General features: G+C 58.8%; 16 protein-coding genes and 1 pseudogene. 8 read left to right on the top strand and 9 right to left on the bottom strand.

The genetic code is table 11. The features are described from left to right. Positions 1 to 370: 370 nt before the first annotated feature. The 4 genes from NKI58_RS13875 to NKI58_RS13860 form a co-directional block, all read right to left on the bottom strand. A complete protein-coding gene (locus NKI58_RS13875) occupies positions 371 to 655 on the bottom strand; it encodes a PilZ domain-containing protein (protein ID WP_023680838.1) in 285 nt (94 codons plus the stop codon). A 295-nt stretch (positions 656 to 950) separates the two neighbouring features. After that, complete coding sequence (locus tag NKI58_RS13870; RefSeq protein WP_352642990.1) at positions 951 to 1,304, bottom strand: TadE/TadG family type IV pilus assembly protein; 354 nt, start codon at positions 1,302 to 1,304, stop codon at positions 951 to 953. A gap of 40 nt (positions 1,305 to 1,344) precedes the next feature. After that, positions 1,345 to 1,785: a TadE/TadG family type IV pilus assembly protein gene (locus NKI58_RS13865; RefSeq protein ID WP_031195389.1), complete on the bottom strand. Its 441-nt coding sequence runs from the start codon at positions 1,783 to 1,785 to the stop codon at positions 1,345 to 1,347. A gap of 5 nt (positions 1,786 to 1,790) precedes the next feature. Beyond that, positions 1,791 to 3,023 carry a pilus assembly protein TadG-related protein gene (locus NKI58_RS13860; RefSeq protein WP_352853414.1) on the bottom strand — a complete coding sequence of 411 codons (1,233 nt, stop codon included), beginning with the start codon at positions 3,021 to 3,023 and terminating at the stop codon, positions 1,791 to 1,793. A 709-nt stretch (positions 3,024 to 3,732) separates the two neighbouring features. Here NKI58_RS13860 and NKI58_RS13855 point away from each other — a divergent pair. Genes NKI58_RS13855 through NKI58_RS13825 form a run of 7 tightly spaced genes read left to right on the top strand, consistent with a single transcriptional unit; the run spans position 3,733 to position 12,157 of the window. Next, entirely contained in the window at positions 3,733 to 5,391 is a 1,659-nt protein-coding gene (locus NKI58_RS13855; RefSeq protein ID WP_023680839.1) for a methyl-accepting chemotaxis protein, read from the top strand. Between the two features lie 7 nt (positions 5,392 to 5,398). Further along, positions 5,399 to 5,863: a chemotaxis protein CheW gene (locus NKI58_RS13850; protein ID WP_023680840.1), complete on the top strand. Its 465-nt coding sequence runs from the start codon at positions 5,399 to 5,401 to the stop codon at positions 5,861 to 5,863. Continuing rightward, on the top strand, positions 5,863 to 7,113 hold the full coding sequence (locus NKI58_RS13845) for a CheR family methyltransferase (protein ID WP_031213412.1): 1,251 nt from the start codon (positions 5,863 to 5,865) through the stop codon (positions 7,111 to 7,113). The genes NKI58_RS13850 and NKI58_RS13845 overlap by 1 nt, the downstream gene beginning before the upstream one ends. After that, on the top strand, positions 7,110 to 7,829 hold the full coding sequence (locus tag NKI58_RS13840; protein WP_051406275.1) for a chemotaxis protein CheW: 720 nt from the start codon (positions 7,110 to 7,112) through the stop codon (positions 7,827 to 7,829). Before NKI58_RS13845 ends, NKI58_RS13840 begins: the two co-directional genes overlap by 4 nt. Continuing rightward, complete coding sequence (locus NKI58_RS13835; RefSeq protein WP_023722961.1) at positions 7,826 to 10,105, top strand: hybrid sensor histidine kinase/response regulator; 2,280 nt, start codon at positions 7,826 to 7,828, stop codon at positions 10,103 to 10,105. Before NKI58_RS13840 ends, NKI58_RS13835 begins: the two co-directional genes overlap by 4 nt. A 22-nt stretch (positions 10,106 to 10,127) precedes the next feature. Next, the gene (locus NKI58_RS13830; RefSeq protein WP_023680829.1) at positions 10,128 to 11,150 is read left to right on the top strand and encodes a chemotaxis response regulator protein-glutamate methylesterase; all 1,023 of its coding nucleotides are present in this window, start codon (positions 10,128 to 10,130) and stop codon (positions 11,148 to 11,150) included. Positions 11,151 to 11,161: 11 nt separating this feature from the next. Beyond that, a complete protein-coding gene (locus NKI58_RS13825) occupies positions 11,162 to 12,157 on the top strand; it encodes a response regulator (protein WP_031213402.1) in 996 nt (331 codons plus the stop codon). A 479-nt stretch (positions 12,158 to 12,636) separates the two neighbouring features. On the opposite strand, the gene NKI58_RS13820 is transcribed toward NKI58_RS13825, so the two are convergent. The 3 genes from NKI58_RS13820 to NKI58_RS13810 form a co-directional block, all read right to left on the bottom strand. Beyond that, the gene (locus NKI58_RS13820; protein ID WP_023680827.1) at positions 12,637 to 12,846 is read right to left on the bottom strand and encodes a hypothetical protein; all 210 of its coding nucleotides are present in this window, start codon (positions 12,844 to 12,846) and stop codon (positions 12,637 to 12,639) included. A gap of 24 nt (positions 12,847 to 12,870) precedes the next feature. Continuing rightward, positions 12,871 to 13,305: a hypothetical protein gene (locus NKI58_RS13815; protein ID WP_023680826.1), complete on the bottom strand. Its 435-nt coding sequence runs from the start codon at positions 13,303 to 13,305 to the stop codon at positions 12,871 to 12,873. 103 nt (positions 13,306 to 13,408) lie between these two features. Continuing rightward, complete coding sequence (locus tag NKI58_RS13810; RefSeq protein WP_352718377.1) at positions 13,409 to 13,621, bottom strand: DUF982 domain-containing protein; 213 nt, start codon at positions 13,619 to 13,621, stop codon at positions 13,409 to 13,411. Between the two features lie 1,025 nt (positions 13,622 to 14,646). On the opposite strand from NKI58_RS13810, the gene NKI58_RS13805 reads away from it, so the two are divergent. Next, the gene (locus NKI58_RS13805) at positions 14,647 to 15,363 is read left to right on the top strand and encodes a pentapeptide repeat-containing protein (RefSeq protein ID WP_031213396.1); all 717 of its coding nucleotides are present in this window, start codon (positions 14,647 to 14,649) and stop codon (positions 15,361 to 15,363) included. A 340-nt stretch (positions 15,364 to 15,703) separates the two neighbouring features. On the opposite strand, the gene NKI58_RS13800 is transcribed toward NKI58_RS13805, so the two are convergent. Next, positions 15,704 to 15,940, bottom strand: a complete 237-nt coding sequence (locus NKI58_RS13800; protein WP_084641905.1) for a helix-turn-helix domain-containing protein — start codon at positions 15,938 to 15,940, stop codon at positions 15,704 to 15,706. A gap of 428 nt (positions 15,941 to 16,368) precedes the next feature. Then, positions 16,369 to 16,488 (bottom strand): annotated as a pseudogene (locus NKI58_RS13795) (IS110 family RNA-guided transposase); the annotation flags it as partial.

Genomic DNA, 16,488 nt, shown 5'->3' with positions numbered 1-16,488 from the left:
TATTCCCCTGCCCAATACCGAGCAGGTACGCGACAAACGCAGGCGTGATGAATGCGAGCAGTTCCACACGAGCAGAGCGACCCCACCAGCGCCGCATCCTCGCGACGACTCGGACCGTCTCGAAATGCACGAGCACTGTTTAAACCATCAGGACGTTAAACCATCAGGACGGTGGAGAGGGCGAGAGCAGTAGCTATTCTGAAATCTCCAACGATGGTCGGCAAACCGATAATGGAAGCGAGCAGTCAGTCGGCGCCAGAATGGTTGTCGGCCACCTAAGTCGAAGAAATTCTGGAGGAGGAACAAGGCGTCCAAAGGACGGGGGTCAATCACCGCCCAGCATACGGCTACGAGGTGTGGTTCAGGGGATTTAGCCGTAGTGCCAGTGCGGCTTTGGCTCGGTGCCGGTGAACATGACGCCGATGCGGTCTTCGCGACGCCAACGAACCACCGCCTTGTAGGCGATGCCGTCGGTCGGCACATAGAGCAGGAATTCGTCGGGGACGCGAGCGTCGATCGAGGCCTTCAGTTCGGCGCCGCCGGCATGCATGTTGCGCACCGTGCACGTGACCTCGGAATGGGTCATGCCGGTCAGGATTGTTGCGCCCTTGAAGACGCGCTGCCTGCGTTGGCGCCTCTGTTCGTCTTCAGCCATTTCGCCTAATTCCCGGCGTCTGTCGCTTCGTGTAGTTTTTGGTCTGCCAGATAATTGAGCTTGGCTGATGAACATAGCGTTATCGTCAGAGGCGGCGTGACATGCGGGATCGGTTGTGGAAGTACGTTTCAGGAGCATGCCGGCCTCCTACCAAAGGGCTTGCCAAGGCCGCCGGCGACCCCACAATGGGTCAAGCCGGGGATCAAAGCCCGCGTGAAGCACCTTGCGGCAAGGAAGAGCTTCGCTGCAGGTTTTTTGATGGAGAACTAGCTGCGGCGTCCGACTAGAATGAGCCTTATGTTCCAATCAACGGAACCGTGACGGTTGTCGCATAATTAATCGGATACCGGTCGAAATACGGGAATTCAATCACGAACGCATATTTGGCGGTCAGATGGGCCATTCGAAAGCCGCCGCTGGGGGCGTCGATTGCTATTGTTATGTCGACATCGCTTAATCCCAAACTCAGCAATTTTGCCGTGGCTATCGCTTTTATCTCGGCTTCGGTCAGCGAGTTCTTCATTTGCAGCGCTCGTGAGGACGTTTCCAGAGTATAGCGAACACTCGACATGGCATTCAGAGCCCAGCCGAATGCGAAGATGCCGATCAAAAGCGTTATCAGAATAGGCGCGATCAGCGCGAACTCCAATGCGGCTCCGCCTGATACCCCACGTATGAAGGCTCCCGCTTTAGCGGACACGAATCACCTGTTTGTGGCTGATCCCGCGCGAGAGGGAAAAATCGCCAAAACTGAAGGGCGGGAACCAGGTGGCTGTCGCCTGTATTTCGACGAAAACCGCGGGAGCTTTCAAACTGTCGCACAGGACAGATGGATCGACCACGGTGATCCCGCACATATATTTCCGGCTCAGCGTCACCTGCGCGTCATCGGGATGATTTTCCCAGCTCGAAAGGGCGACGGCTTGGGTAGCCGCGTCGTCGGCCGCGCCTTGCATCACGAGGTTCGCCGCCGTTTTGACGCCTGCACGCATCGACAACGCGCTTGATACGAAAGACCAGCCGTTAATAACGCCAAGAAGTACCAGGCAAAGGATCGGCACAATCAGCGCAAACTCTACCGCAGCAACACCCGAATCGCTCCGGAACATCCGGACGGATCGCCGTTCCACGAAGATTACTCCACAAGCCGAACGGATTGCGTCGCCGGAATGTCGCGCATTCCGAGGCTCGTGCAATCCTGGCTGATGCTCGTGTTGCCGGACCACTGCAAGGTACTGGCGACGACCTGCGTGCAACCACCTTTGCCAGAGAAATTGCCCAGAAAATTGACATCCTGTGTTGGAAAATACAAAGCGCCGGTCAAAAGCGAGTCCGCCGTGCCGTTGAACGTGTTCGATCCTGCCAGGTTAGCCCTGTTGCCGTAAAACAGCACACCGGAATACGTGCCCGACGTCGGTGCGCTAAGCTTGACGGTGGCGTTGCCGTTCATGCTGACGCCGGAGCTGCCGGCCAGATAAATGATGACTCCGTCGCCGGAAATATTGGCGTTCGCGTTCGCCTTGAAATCACCGCCTTGAATGACGTACACGCCGGGCGCGAGCGCAACATTGCCGCTCAAGCTCAGCCCGCTGCAGTATGTCCCGGGGTTCAGGGTCGACAATTTCGAGTTTTGACAGGAGGTTGTGGCTGGTGGCGCCAGCAGGTCGGCAAAGGGATCACCAGCGGGTAAGGCCTGGGTTATCGGGCTGGCGCAAACAGTCGTCACGGGGTTGTTCAACGAAACACCGCCAGCCGATATCAGGCAGTCGGCCTGAAGGTTTGCCGATCCCTGAAGCTTGATCGCATCGGCGGCAATGGAATTGGACATGACGGAGCAGCCCGTCATTTTTATGGTCGAACTGCCGGAAAACAGCGCCGCTCTCGGGGCGGAACGATTGAGCGACAAAGCGCAGGCCTTTGAGGCGTCAGTGATAAAAGCCACCGCTCTTGCCCGTGCGCCGATCGCGTTTTGCGTGAATATCGATGTGAAAAACCGATTGAGGGTCTGATGAACGATGACCTCGACGGCCTTTTGGGCGACATTCGGGCCAGAGGACGGGGGAGTGAAGATTTCGATTGTGCCTGTTGACGGGTCCCAGCCGTTCGTCGTCGCTGACAGTGTCGCGGCGGCGACTATCGTTGGCTTGTCAGATCCCGAAACCTTTTCCAAAGCGCCAGCATAGGCTGCCGCATCCGCCACCGCCTGTAATTTCAGGCTGCTAAAATACCAGTAGGAGGTCTCGATACCGAGACCCGCTGCGCCGACGACAATCGGCAAAGATAGGGCAAAAATAGTAGCAACGTTGCCGCTCGTCCCGACGCCTCGTCGCAAACACCGAACCAACCGCCTCGATATGGGGCGCCCCATTTCCATGGGGTATTTAACGAAAGATGGATGAAGGAATGGCTAAGAATTGCGCTCCATTTGATATATCCGCTCCTTGGCGCGGCCGGCACAAGTTCCCGCGGCCGCACTCGGCGCGCACGCTGCTGGTCGCTGGCCCTCTCTTCAACCGGCGGCGCCAGTCGCGTATCGGGTTAGCGTTTCCAGTCTCGATGATTGACTTTGCGAGTGTTTCGCCCTCGTGGATGGGCTAACGGCCATAGCCGCGACAAATGAAATCAGATTTGCGCCAGCGCAAAGCGTGCACGGCAAGCAGGCCTCACCTGCACGCGCTCCACTTTGACAAGCCTAGGCGCCAATTGCACGGCGCTTCCAGGAGTTCCACCTCGAGCTATGTGCGCTCTCGCGCGAAACAGCGCGCCCCCTTTCCAGGCCTTCGAAGCAATCCGTCGCTGAGAACACGCGCGACTCACGAGCGTTTCAATGGAGGGAGTTGGTTGCCACGCTCGATGTTGGAGATACTTTCCAGTTGCGGCCGATGCGATCGGCCATTGGTTTGGACGCGTACATGCCGTTCGCAGGCGGCTTGTGGGCGCGACGTGAACGGAAAAGAAACGTTTCCAACATTAGATTCCGCGATTCGAATGAATCTCGCCTGTTCGGCATAGTCGCAACGCGGTGCTGGGCTAGTCGTGCCAACAAATGAATTAGCGCCCTGGCGGAACTGAGCCCGATGAACAGCTTGACGATACGCCGCCGCATACTCGCCAGTTTCGCGGCCGTTCTGGTTGTCATGTCGGTTATGGCCATCATTACATACGTTTGGTTTCTCCAGACGGAGCAAGAAGCGACCAGCGTGGAAAAGGAAACTCTTCCGGACCTCTATCACAGCACCCAGATCATGATGGGACAGATGGATGCCCATAGTCTTCTCCAGGAATATGCTCTTCAGGACAATCCTGCCGACAAGCGGGCTTTCGAGGCTACCATCAAGGCGAACCGCGACGCCCTGCAACGGTCGATGGACGAGTATGAAGAGACCATTGAGTCCGATTTGGACAAGCAGAACTACGCTGTCGTCAAGGACCTCGCCGATCAATTCCGCCAAGCCGAAGCCGCCGTACTGGATGCCAGTCGTGCCGCGTTGGCGAAGGGAGAGATCCCCAACGAGCGCCCGGCCATCAAGAACAATGTGGAGCCGATCTTTCGGAAATTGCAATCGGCTCTGCAAGCCATGGTCGAGGACCATAGAGGAGAGGCAAACAGCTCGACCCAAAAGATAGGTTCGATCGTCCGCACAGCGAAGTTGGGCCTGATTGCCGGGTTCCTCGTAGCACTCGGTTTGGCCCTTTTGTGCGGCTATCTTCTATTCCGTGCCGTTAGTGTCCCGCTTGGCCGATTGCTCGATCTCGTCCGTGTAATGCGCCTGGGCGACTTCAGCGGGCGCCTCGATTTGAAGCGCAAGGACGAGTTTGACACGCTGGCTGAGGGCTTCAACACCATGGCCGATGATCTCACCACGCTGATAGGCCAGGTTCAGAAATCCAGCATTCAAGTCAACACATCGATAACCGAGGTGGCCGCCACCTCAAAGGAACAGCAGGCAACCGCAAATGAGATCGCGGCCACTACGACCGAAATCCGAGCGACCGCGAAGGAAATCTCGGCAACCTCCAATGAGCTCGTACGAACGATGAGCGAAGTTTCTGCGGTCGCCGAGCAAACCGCCACGCTCGCCACCGGCGGACAAGCAGGGCTGGCACGCATGGAGGCAACCATGCAGCACGTCATGGAAGCCGCCACCGCGATTAATTCCAAACTTGCGATCCTGAGCGATAAGGCCGGCAATATCAATCAGGTGGTGACCACGATCACCAAGGTTGCCGACCAGACCAACCTTCTTTCGCTAAACGCCGCAATCGAGGCTGAAAAGGCGGGGCAATATGGGCGAGGCTTTGCGGTCGTGGCAACGGAGATCCGGCGGCTTGCCGACCAAACCGCCGTCTCGACATACGACATCGAGCAGATGGTCAAGGAAATTCAATCCGCCGTCGCAGCCGGCGTCATGGGCATGGACAAATTCTCCGAGGAGGTCCGACGTGGCATGCAAGATGTGCAGCAGGTCGGCGGCCAACTCTACGAGATTATTCAGCAGGTCCAGGGCCTGGTACCACGCTTCGAAGTCGCCAATGAAGGAATGCAGGCCCAGGCAACGGGCGCAGCGCAGATCAGTGAGACGCTGATACAATTGAGCGAAGCCGCTCAGCAAACGGTTGAATCCCTCCAGCAATCCACGCTCGCGATCGACGAACTCAATCAGGTTTCGGGCGGGTTACGCAGCAGCATTTCCCGTTTCAAACTGCGGGCGCTACGAGAGGTGCCTGCGAGCTAGGACGACTATGCTATTCCTCGGGTTCTGTATAGGTGGCGACCGGTATGTGCTGGACATGGAGCAGGTTGAAGAGGTCCTGCCTTACATTGGCGTGAGAACGCTGCCGGGCGCGCCGAACGGCGTAGTAGGCCTAATCAACTGCCGGGGCTTACCCGTTCCCATGATCGATCTCAGCCTGCTTGCGCTTGGCCGCCCCTCGGCGCTGGTGCTGAGCACACGAATCGTTCTGATACGCTATCCAACCAAGGATGGTGAGAACCACCTGCTTGCGCTTGTTGCTGAACGAGCGACCGATATGCTCGAGCGGGATCCTTCTGACTTCGCGCCGTCCGGGATGGAGGCGGGAACTCCGCCCTACTTGGGCCCCGTGGCGTCCGACGATAGAGGACTTGTCCAGTGGGTCAGGGCCGAAGCGCTGCTATCGGACGACATTCGCAAAACGTTGTTCCGTCAGGTCGCGATGAGTTCATGATGTTTGGTGCGGTCGAACAGCTATTGAGGGAAAAGATTGGACTGGACAGCGGCACTGTCGGTCTGTCGGTGATCCGTCACGCGCTCCGGGAGCGGATGTCAGCCTGCCGGATCAGCGGGCTTCAAGATTATTGGCAGTTGCTGGCTGGCTCCCCATCCGAGCTCCAGGAACTGATCAACGCGGTTGTCGTACCGGAGACATGGTTCTTCCGAGATCGTGAAGCTTTCACTGCAATGACGCGTCATGCACGGGCGCGCATGCGGCCGGGTCAACCCATAATGCTCTTGAGCCTACCATGTTCGACAGGCGAAGAGCCCTATTCGATGGCGATGGCCATGTTCGATGCTGGTTTCGGAGCACAGGATTTCAAGATTGACGCTGTCGACGTGAGCACGGGCAATCTCGCGGCCGCGGAGCGCGCGGTCTACGGGCGCAACTCATTTCGCGGCGATTTTCTCGAATTCAGAGGGCGCTATCTCGAAGCGGCCGAAGGCGGACTACGGCCTGAGGTGCGGGTCCTGAAGCAAGTCCGGTTCAGGCTTGGCAACCTGTTTGATCCTGCGGCCTCGTATGGGCCGGCACCGTACGACATTATTTTTTGCCGCAACCTGCTGATCTATTTCAACCGAAACCTGCAAGATCGCGCGCTGGTTTGTCTGAAGACCCTCCTCGCGCCAGATGGCCTGCTGCTCGTCGGTCCAGCGGAATCAGGCCTTCCGATTCTGCACGGCTTTGCTTCAGCGCGATTACCCATGGCATTTGCGTTCACGAACGTGGAGCCGGCTAAGGCGCCCCGGACGGTTGCCCCCTCCAAGTCGCGCTTCGGTCCTGCCACCCCTGCTCCTATCTCTGACGTCAGCAAAGTGCTGAGCCCGATCCGGCCGGCCTCCAGCAATGCAGCGAAAGTGGAGCGCTCCGTCCACCCGTCTGAGCGGGCGGCCCAAAGCCTCGCTTCTGTAGAACGCACCGCCAATGCCGGACGAGTTGCGGAAGCAAAGGAACTCGCGCTGACGCATCTCGGGGAATACGGTCCCTCGCCGGAAATCTTCTATCTGCTCGGGCTAGCTCAGGATGCAGAAGATGCGCGTTCCGAGGCGATCCAGAACTATCGCAAGGCCCTCTATCTCGAACCCCGCCATCAAGAAGCCCTCGCGCATCTTGCGCTGCTGCTTCGCAAGCAGGGTGACATCGCCGGTGCCGAGGCACTCACCGGGCGGCTCGGTCGGATTGGGAAAAGGAGCGGCACTTGACGTCAGCTGAGCCCGGTAGCGCATCATCGGTGCCGGACATCGCCATCGGCGACTGCTGGCGGCAAATAGGCATTCGTGGTGACAGATCGTGCCCTGAACTGGAGCAGCATCTCCACTGCCGGAACTGCCCGACCTATAAGGAAATCGCACGGAACCTCCTGAACCGTCCGCTGCCGCCCGGCTATCGGGACGAGTGGGCCCGACATTTTGCCCAGGCAAGGACCGATGAACCAGTCGGGAATGCCGAGGGCAGTGCATTTCAGACGGTCGTTGTCTTTCGTCTCGGCGAGGAATGGCTGGCGCTTCCGGTTGGCTGCTTCCAAGAAGTGGCCGAGCTGCGTAGCATTCATTCGCTGCCACACCGCAGGAACAGTGCGGTTCTCGGCATCGTCAATGTTCGAGGCGAATTGCTGGTTTGCGTTTCGTTGGCCAAACTGCTCGGAGTAGACGACCGCAAAACGCGGGTACAGGACACGCGGACCAAGGCATTTCCGCGTCTTATCGTCGTCGGCAACAGCGACAAGCGCGTTGCTTTTGCTGTGGACGAAATGCACGGCATTTATCGATTCAAACAGAGCGACAAGCTTGCCGTGCCTGCTACCGTTGGCAAGGCGTCCTCGACCATGACGGCAGCCATGGTCTCGTGGCGAAGGGGCGCGGTCGGTTGTCTGGACGAGGCGCTGCTGCTGGCCATGCTCGATCGAGCTATCGCATGAGCGGCGCGGACTACAGCCAATTTTCGATGCTCGACCTCTTTCGGGCCGAATTGGAGACGCAGTCGCAGGCCCTGACGTCCGGTCTGCTAGCGCTCGAACGCGATCCCGTGTCCGCCCAGAGTCTCGACGCTTGCATGCGGGCTGCCCATTCGCTGAAGGGGGCGGCCCGGATCGTCGATCTGACGCCGGCGGTGGAAGTTGCGCACGCGATGGAAGAGTGCCTGGTCGCCGCACAGCGGGGGCGTCTCAGCCTGAGTCGCGAGCACATCGATACACTTTTGAAAGGCGTCGATCTCCTCGGATCCATAGCGAGTGAGCCTGCCTCGGCCGATGAGAGCGCCAAACTGGAAATAGCCGGTTTTCTGCTGGCGCTTGAGCAGGCATCCTCCCCATCGACAGCATCAGAGACGGAGCTCGCCGGCTCAAATGCTGCCCCGCAGGAGGCGCCGTGGGCCTCTTCGGCGAAGGAGACGAGCGTCCTCGCTCGATCGGAACCACTTCTTCAACCTTATGGCGGCGTCGGTTCCGACCGTATGGTGCGGGTAACGGCCGATAGTCTAAACCGCTTACTAGGGCTTGCCGGTGAGTCCCTGATGGAGGCTCGTCGCCTCAGGCCGTTTACGGGCGGCCTACTTCGACTGAAACGGATTCAGTCGGATCTGGCCATTGCCTTCGACGTGCTAGGCGACGCACTGGCCGAGATTCCTAAGGACGATCGGGCGGTGCAAGCACTGGCAGAGGCGCTGCAAAAACTTCGGCTGAGCCAGACGTTCCTCGCAGAGCGCCTTGACGAATTGGACTCGATTGACCGCAGAGCCACTGACCTTGCGAACCGACTCTATGACGAAACGCTGGCGAGTCGTATGCGCCCCTTCGAGGATGGCGTCCGGCACTACTCAAGGACGGTGCGCGACCTTGGCCGAACCTTGGGGAAGAACGTGCGGTTAGACATCGTCGGGGGCTCAACTGGCATCGATCGCGACATCCTGGACCAACTCGAGGCACCACTCGGCCATCTCCTCCGCAATGCTGTCGACCATGGGCTCGAAACGACCGACGAACGTATAGCAGCCGGCAAATCTGAAGAAGGTGTCATCAGGCTCGAAGCACGGCACAATGCGGGCCTGCTGCAGATAATCGTCGCGGACGACGGAAGGGGAATCGATCTGAACAAGCTGCGCGAGACGGTCGTGGCGCGCGGCCTGACGACAGAGGAGACCGTCGGCAGACTTGCCGAAGCGGAATTGCTCGAATTTCTGTTTCTGCCAGGCTTTTCGATGAAAGCGACGGTTAGCAACATCTCCGGACGCGGCGTGGGGCTCGATGCCGTACAGGCGATGACCAAGCAGGTCCGAGGCCTCGCAACCGTCTCCTCAGAGTTCGGCTTCGGAACCCGATTTCAACTACAGCTGCCGTTGACCTTGTCGGTGCTCCGCACGCTGCTCGTCGACATTGACGGAGAGCCATACGCCTTCCCGCTCGCAGGCATCGCCAGCACGATAAAGTTGCCGCGCACGCGCATCGAACTGCTCGAAGGCCGGCCGCATTTCCGCTTCGAGGATCGACAGATCGGACTAGTCACCGCGCACGAGGTTCTTGACCGCGCTGAGCCGCAAGCAGACGCCGATGAACTTTCAGTCGTTCTGATTAATGGTGATCACGGTGAAACCCACGGGTTGATTGTCGACCGCTTCCTGGGCGAGCGCGAGTTGGTGGTCCGGCCGCTAGATCCTCGCTTTGCCAAGGTCAAGGACATCAGCGCGGCGGCGTTGATGGAAGATGGTTCGCCCGTGCTTATCGTTGATGTCGACGATCTGATCCGATCAGTAGACAAGCTCGCGTCATCCGGCGGCCTACGCACCTTGCGGCGTGGTACTACCAGCCCCGATCTTAGGCGGCGCAAGCGCGTTCTGGTGGTCGACGATTCTTTGACGGTACGTGAGCTCGAACGCAAGCTGCTGGACAATAACGGCTATGAGGTCGAGGTGGCGATTGATGGTATGGATGGATGGAACGCCATACGGTCTGAACCATTCGATCTTGTTATCACCGATGTTGATATGCCGCGCATGGACGGCATCGAACTGGTGACCTTGATGAAGAAGGACAGCCGGCTCGGGAACACCCCGATCATGATCGTGTCGTACAAAGATCGCGAAGACGATCGCAGGCGAGGTCTGGACGCCGGCGCGGACTACTACCTGACTAAAGGGAGTTTCCACGACGAGACACTGCTCCATGCAGTCGTCGACCTGATCGGCCAGGCGACAGAATGAGGCGCAGCGTGTGTATCCATCAATGAGGATCGCTATCGTCAACGATATGCCTCTTGCGGTCGAGCTTCTGCGGCGATTGGTTGTATCAACCCCGGAACATCAGGTGGCCTGGATCGCCGTTAACGGGCGTGAGGCAGTAGAGGCCTGCCAACGAGACCTCCCGGACCTGATCCTCATGGACCTGGTGATGCCGGAAATGGATGGCGTCGAGGCTACGCGCAGGATCATGGCGAAGACGCCATGCCTGATTCTGCTGGTCACGGCGAGCATTGAGGCCAACATTCCTGGTGTCTATGAAGCAATGGGGTATGGCGCGCTTGACGCGGTCGACATCCCCTCGATCGGCTCTGACGGCCCGGGGTCCGGACGGTCCGCACAGCTTCTCATCAAGAAGATAACGACGATCAGCAAACTCGTACGTGACGCGCCGTCTTCAAATTGGGGCACACGGACATTGCCCCCGTCTGTGTCATCGGCACAGCACCTTATTGCCATCGGCGCGTCTGCGGGCGGGCCCGCAGCTGTTGCCGCGATCCTCGGCGCATTTCCGAGCAATTTCACGGCCGCAATAGTTCTCGTACAGCATCTCGATGCGCAGTTCGTACCCGGTTTTGCAAACTGGCTCGGCCAGCATGCGGCACTTCCAATCCGTCCGGCACGCGAAGGAGATGAGCCCGAGGCCGGCACCGTTCTAATTGCGGCCACGGCTGATCATCTCGTCTTCAAGTCAGCCCACAAGCTCGGCTATACCCCGAAGCCGCACGACAACGTCTACCGTCCCTCCGTAGATGTATTCCTTGAGAGCGCCGCGCAGTGGTGGCCGGGTGTCGTGATCGGTGTCTTGCTCACGGGCATGGGTAGAGATGGTGCCCAAGGGCTCAAGCTGCTACGCGACAAAGGGCATTTGACAATCGCTCAAGACAGCGCGTCGAGTGCGGTCTATGGGATGCCCAAAGCCGCCGCTGCCATCGGTGCCGCTGTCGAGATCCTACCGCTTGACTCAATCGCCCCGCGCCTAATCGAGGCGTGCGGCCGATCTTGCTGAAAGGTTATTCTATGACGGGCAAATCCAATCTCGTCTCACCCCTGGCAGACAATTACTCGTCAATGGTTCTGCTGGTGGACGACCAGATAATGATCTGTGAAGCGGTCCGGCGCGCGCTCGCAAACCAGCCGGACATAGATTTCCACTTCTGCACCGATCCGCTCAAAGCGACTACAGTTGCCGACGAAGTGAAGCCAACGGTCATCCTGCAGGATCTTGTCATGCCGGGCGTTGATGGGCTGGACTTGGTACGGCAATACCGAAAGAATTCCTCGACGCATTCTGTCCCCGTCATCGTGCTGTCAAGTAAAGAAGATCCGGCCATCAAGGGCGAGGCATTCGAGGCCGGAGCGAACGACTATTTGGTCAAACTGCCGGACCGTATCGAGTTGGTCGCTCGTGTCCGTTATCACTCCCGGGCCTATCTTGACCACGTTCAGCGAGAGGAGGCATACAGGGCCCTGCGAGAAAGCCAGCGGCAATTAATGCGTGCGAATCTCGAGCTGGAACGTCTCACACGGATTGACGGTCTCACAGGTCTGGGAAACCGGCGCTACTTCGATGAATATCTCGCGGCGGAATGGAAGCGCGCGGTCCGCACGAAGAGCCCGCTGTCGTTGTTTATGATCGATGCCGATCACTTCAAGCGCTACAACGACACCTATGGCCACATGGCAGGCGACGAGGTGCTGAAGCAGGTCGCCAGTGTAATCCAAAGCAGTTGCAACCGCTCGACCGATCTCGCGGCGCGCTACGGCGGCGAAGAGTTCGTCGTGGTGGTGGTCGATATTTTGCAGGCGCAGTCGGGCGCTATGGCCGAGCGGCTCGTGCAGAGCGTGCGAGCCTTGAGCATTCCACACGGTTCTGAGCGGGTGACAATCAGCGTCGGTGTTGCAACCATGGTGCCTGATGAGACCCACACGCCAAATGACCTCATCAAGGCGGCCGATCTGGCGCTCTTCCGCGCCAAGTCGGAAGGACGGGACCGTGTCGTGTATTACGACTAAAGGTAAGGGTGCTTTACGGACGGGCTTACAGCTCGTGCAGTTTAAAGGCTTGGTGATCGCCGAACGGGACCCCTCGATTGTCAACCGGGCAAGCGAAACAGTTCAAAGTCAGTTCCATTTCTGGATAACTGCTGTTCCGCGGACCGGAACCTCAAACACGAGTTCGTTTTCGACGGCTACGCCTCCGACGCTTATGCGCCTGGTTCAGTCTAATCTAGGACATCCCTATCTCAAAAGGTGACCGTCACAACGACAGTATCCGTATAGGTGCCTGACGGCGGCGTCGACCATCCGCACCGCTATTTGAGACTGTAGTGCACCCTGCCAGAGATATGCTCGATATCAAAAGCCCGATGGCCAATGCGTTGCTTTGATTCTGTTTCATACCCGTCACCTCAACTGACAATAGTGCAGGCTAGATGGGGATACGGCGCGAAACAAGGGAGCGCCTCTTCTTTGGTTCGGCCGATCGCTTCTAGTCAGCAGCCGCGGGCCAGCCGCATCGCCTGCAAAGCCAAATCGTACGGGATAGGTTGATCGCGCAGCCATAGTCCGAACTCGCCATGAGGCACTGACGCCTTGACCGCGAGCATCCTCTTGCCGAGTGCGATCAGTTCCTCGCGGCTGCGCTGGCGCTTGGTGAAGCCCTGCCGGCCCTTTTCAGCCTCGTTGGCGTCCGCCTTGGCCATCCGGGACCGAATAGTCTCCTTGCGTTAGCGAGCTCTCCCGGAGGCGCCGGTAAGGATCCCAGCTAGCGCATGCCCCTGATGAACGCGGCCGCGCAGCTCATTGACGATCGCCATGTATGCGCCGAGCGGGATCGCGTCGAAAACCTCGAGCACGGCGGCCATGCCCTGCTCCACTAGGTCCGGACCGGCCAGCAGCAAGTCAGAGACGGCGTCAGGCTGCTTTCTTCGGTGAGCGCGTGGTTCGCCGCGGCCCTCAGCCAGGACACACAGGACCAACCGTGCATGCTCAGCGCCATGATTGTCGATCAGCCGGCGGATGGAGCCGACGGCGCGCGTCTGGCCTTCTTTCGGATAGCGGCCCTTGGGGACGATCTCTACGTGGAATTCGCCACAGAGCGCGTCAACTCGCGGGTCGACGTAGAGTGCAGATCCGCGGCTCCAGCCTTCTCGCGCAAGCATTCGGCGTCTCCGCATGATCGACGCACGATGTTTGCACAAATGTAACGGCCGCTGCAAGAGTGATGCACGATGGACAGTGGTGGGGGCACGCGTTGACGAGATGTCAAGCAGTCAGGATTTTCGCTTCCTTGGCGGCGTTGAGAAATGCCACGCGCGCTATCTCCGGTGCGCTGCCGCCGCCGAGCACCTTCATGCACGCCATGCGAGCCTGGATGCGGCGCCCGGTTTCTCCAATGGGCCAGCGGTGAAGCAGCATTTCGGCGGCTTCGCGGGTGCTCGAAACACTGACTTTGCCCGAGGACAGCAAAACGGTCACGGGCTCTTCGAACGTGCCGACGTCTCGTTCGCAGGTCATATGCTGGTCTCCTTTCGCAATCGCCCCAAGACCTTACGGGTGAACCATCCGTTCCGTTGCGTCACGTTTGGCCCGGTGGGCGAACATTCTGTGAGGATGGGACCTCGTCCAGAGCGCGGGCTTGATCGCTCAGACTAGACTCGCCAACCCGTTGCGGTCCTCAAATAGCGAGAACCGTCCTTATCGTTACGAGCCCGCTATGCCTTGGTCAGTTGCCGGCGCTGATATCGGAAACGAAGCGCGGAAGGGCACTCTGCCGCCCAGAGTAACCGGCCTGCACGGTGAAGACGAGAAGGACGCTCTTCCAAGCGCGGAGTTCGAATCCTCCCTCACCGCCATAAGTCATTGTTTACATCAATAAAAATACAAGAATAGGTTGGGCGCCCGCCATAAAGCCCGCCTACCGAAAACGGGGTATTCGCGGCACGTCAGCTTACGACACAGATATGCGGGGTTGATGGTTCGACCTGGTAGATGGCAGAGATCAACTTCGGCCTCGCTAAGCGAAGTCGTGGGGTTCATGCGACAGCGGAATCAGGATACGCGACGAGCACCCCGTGCCGGGTCAACCTCGCCGTCGGGAAGTACCGATCGGTGCGGAACCAAGCGGATTCACGCTTGTCGGCAGCGGACGCCGGCGGAGGCGATCAGCACCCGAGCAGGCTCCTCATTAGCGAGACAAACGTCCAGAGCGGAGGCCAATCTTGGCACGCGACCGCGCCATCCTGAACGACCGCTCTCCTCGGCTTAGTCAAGCATACCTGCGGAATGAAGCGCCTGGCCTGTGACAAATGAATCTCTGCTGGACCGCCGATGATATGGGGAGGCGCTCGCAAATCGCGCCCTACGCGCGGGTTGATCGGTTGATTAACATCAAAGCTTGAATATGAGAAATGCGCCAACTGTGACGGCGGTGGTCACCGTGGCTCGAGTGTCAGCAGATGTGGTAAGGTTGAGTGTCGGCGAGTAGCAGAGGTCCAGCAACAATGACTTTGAGGCGAACCAGAGCTTACGGCGCATCCGGCTTGGTTCTAGCGGTTTGCACGGTGTTTGCTTGGCAGAACGCCACTGCTGCTCACAATTGCCACGCAGCCGCGACGCCTGGCGTCAATTGGCACGAGTGTGACAAGAAGCTTCTCATGCTAGAAGGACAGGACCTGAGCGGGGCGAACCTGTTCGGTGTTGATTTCACTTCGACCGACCTCAGGAACAGCAATCTCCTTTCGGCAAATCTTGAGAAGGCAACGCTTGTGCGTGCTTCCCTGGCCGACTCGACCGCCAAAGGCGCCCGGTTCGACAGAATCGAGGCCTACAGGACCGACTTCAGCCGTATGGACGCGCAGGGCGCTGTGTTTGCGAGCGCGGAAATGCAGCGCTCGAATTTCCAGGACGCCAATCTGACCAATGTTGATTTCACAAAGGCAGAATTGGGGCGTGCGCAGTTCCATGACGCCGATATCAGCGGCAGCCGCTTCTCGTTTGCCAATCTCGCACGGGCGGACTTCCGAGGAGCGACGTTCACCGCGCCGATAGACTTTGACCGCGCCTTTTTCTTTCTGACCCGTATCGAGGGCGTCGACCTTTCCAATTCGGTGGGTCTGTCCCAGTGGCAGCTCAACATGGCTTGCGGAGACGCCCGGACCGAGTTGCCTTCTGGCTTGACGAGGCCTGAAGATTGGCCCTGTCAATTCCAGCAGGAATAGTTGTCGGCAAGCGAACTGCGGCAATGCTGCGCCCGACAGGATGAAACTGAGAACCCCTATGTCATCGTTTGCGCTATATAACTTTTGCGACAGCCGGGAGCGGATGAATGGAATCGGGCCGTATTTCTCCCACTACCCACGCGGTCCGAGGGGGCAGAAATGGGGCCGAGCAGACCGTCCGCTGCTAGGGTACCCAGCACGCGAGCGGACATGTGAGAGCTCGGTGCGAAGGTCCGGGATCAGGCCCATTGCGGACGTACGTGTTGGTTCGCCTGTTGGCGCTGAAGCGCCCATTTGGGCCGCTAGCCGCACATGTGCGGCGGCTCAAAAAAGCCGATTGTCATGCGCCAGCGGAACGCTGTGACAAGCGAACACCAGCGCCGCCACCGTTCTCTGGAATGAATTCGATCCCGGCCGCTTCGAAGACTGCACGAATTTCGGCGAGGGTTGAATTCTTTAGCTGTTCGCCTCTTTCCAACCGCGCGATGGTATCGGGAGATACGTTTGCGTTTAGGGCTAACTCTCGAGTTCCCCAGCCCAACGCGACACGTGCCATTTTGCACTGAACTGCATTCATTTCGTAACCGTGATACGATTCTTGTTGATCCATAGCCGCTTTTTCAATATTGTACCGCTGATACGATTTTTCGCTTGAAAGCGGCTGCTGTTGGTGTGCAACTACCCTCAGCAGCCTGACCACAACCCAAGCTGATAGGAGCTCGGATCATGGCTTCTCTATTCGGCGGCTTGGGGTCAAGCGCTTTTGTCATTTTCTGCCTTACCAGCTTCTGACATCATTCGCGGGTTCGTGCTTCTCTCCGGGATCGGCCCATTGGCCCTCCCTTGATGGGATTCAGAGAATAAGGCGGAACAATCTGATTCGCGTCCTGGCCAGCATGACATGACCGGTGCGCCCATGATCGCGAACTCACCTCATCCTTCGTCCCGCGAAGGACGTGCTTCCGCGCTGGGCGGAACTCTCTACCTCTTCTTCCCGGCCTTTTGTCACACGGCTGACGCCATGGTTTCCCGCGTCCAGTGGAACTCGCTGTTGTCCAGCCACATGCGGTGCATGACGACCGCCAGGCGACGTGCGAGCGCGACTATCGCCCTGCGCAAGCCGCG

It is taken from the genome of Mesorhizobium sp. M0522 (assembly GCF_040321085.1).
GTDB lineage: Bacteria > Pseudomonadota > Alphaproteobacteria > Rhizobiales > Rhizobiaceae > Mesorhizobium.
The sequence above is the reverse complement of the archived record's forward strand: the minus strand, read 5'-3'. Positions and strand labels throughout refer to the sequence as shown.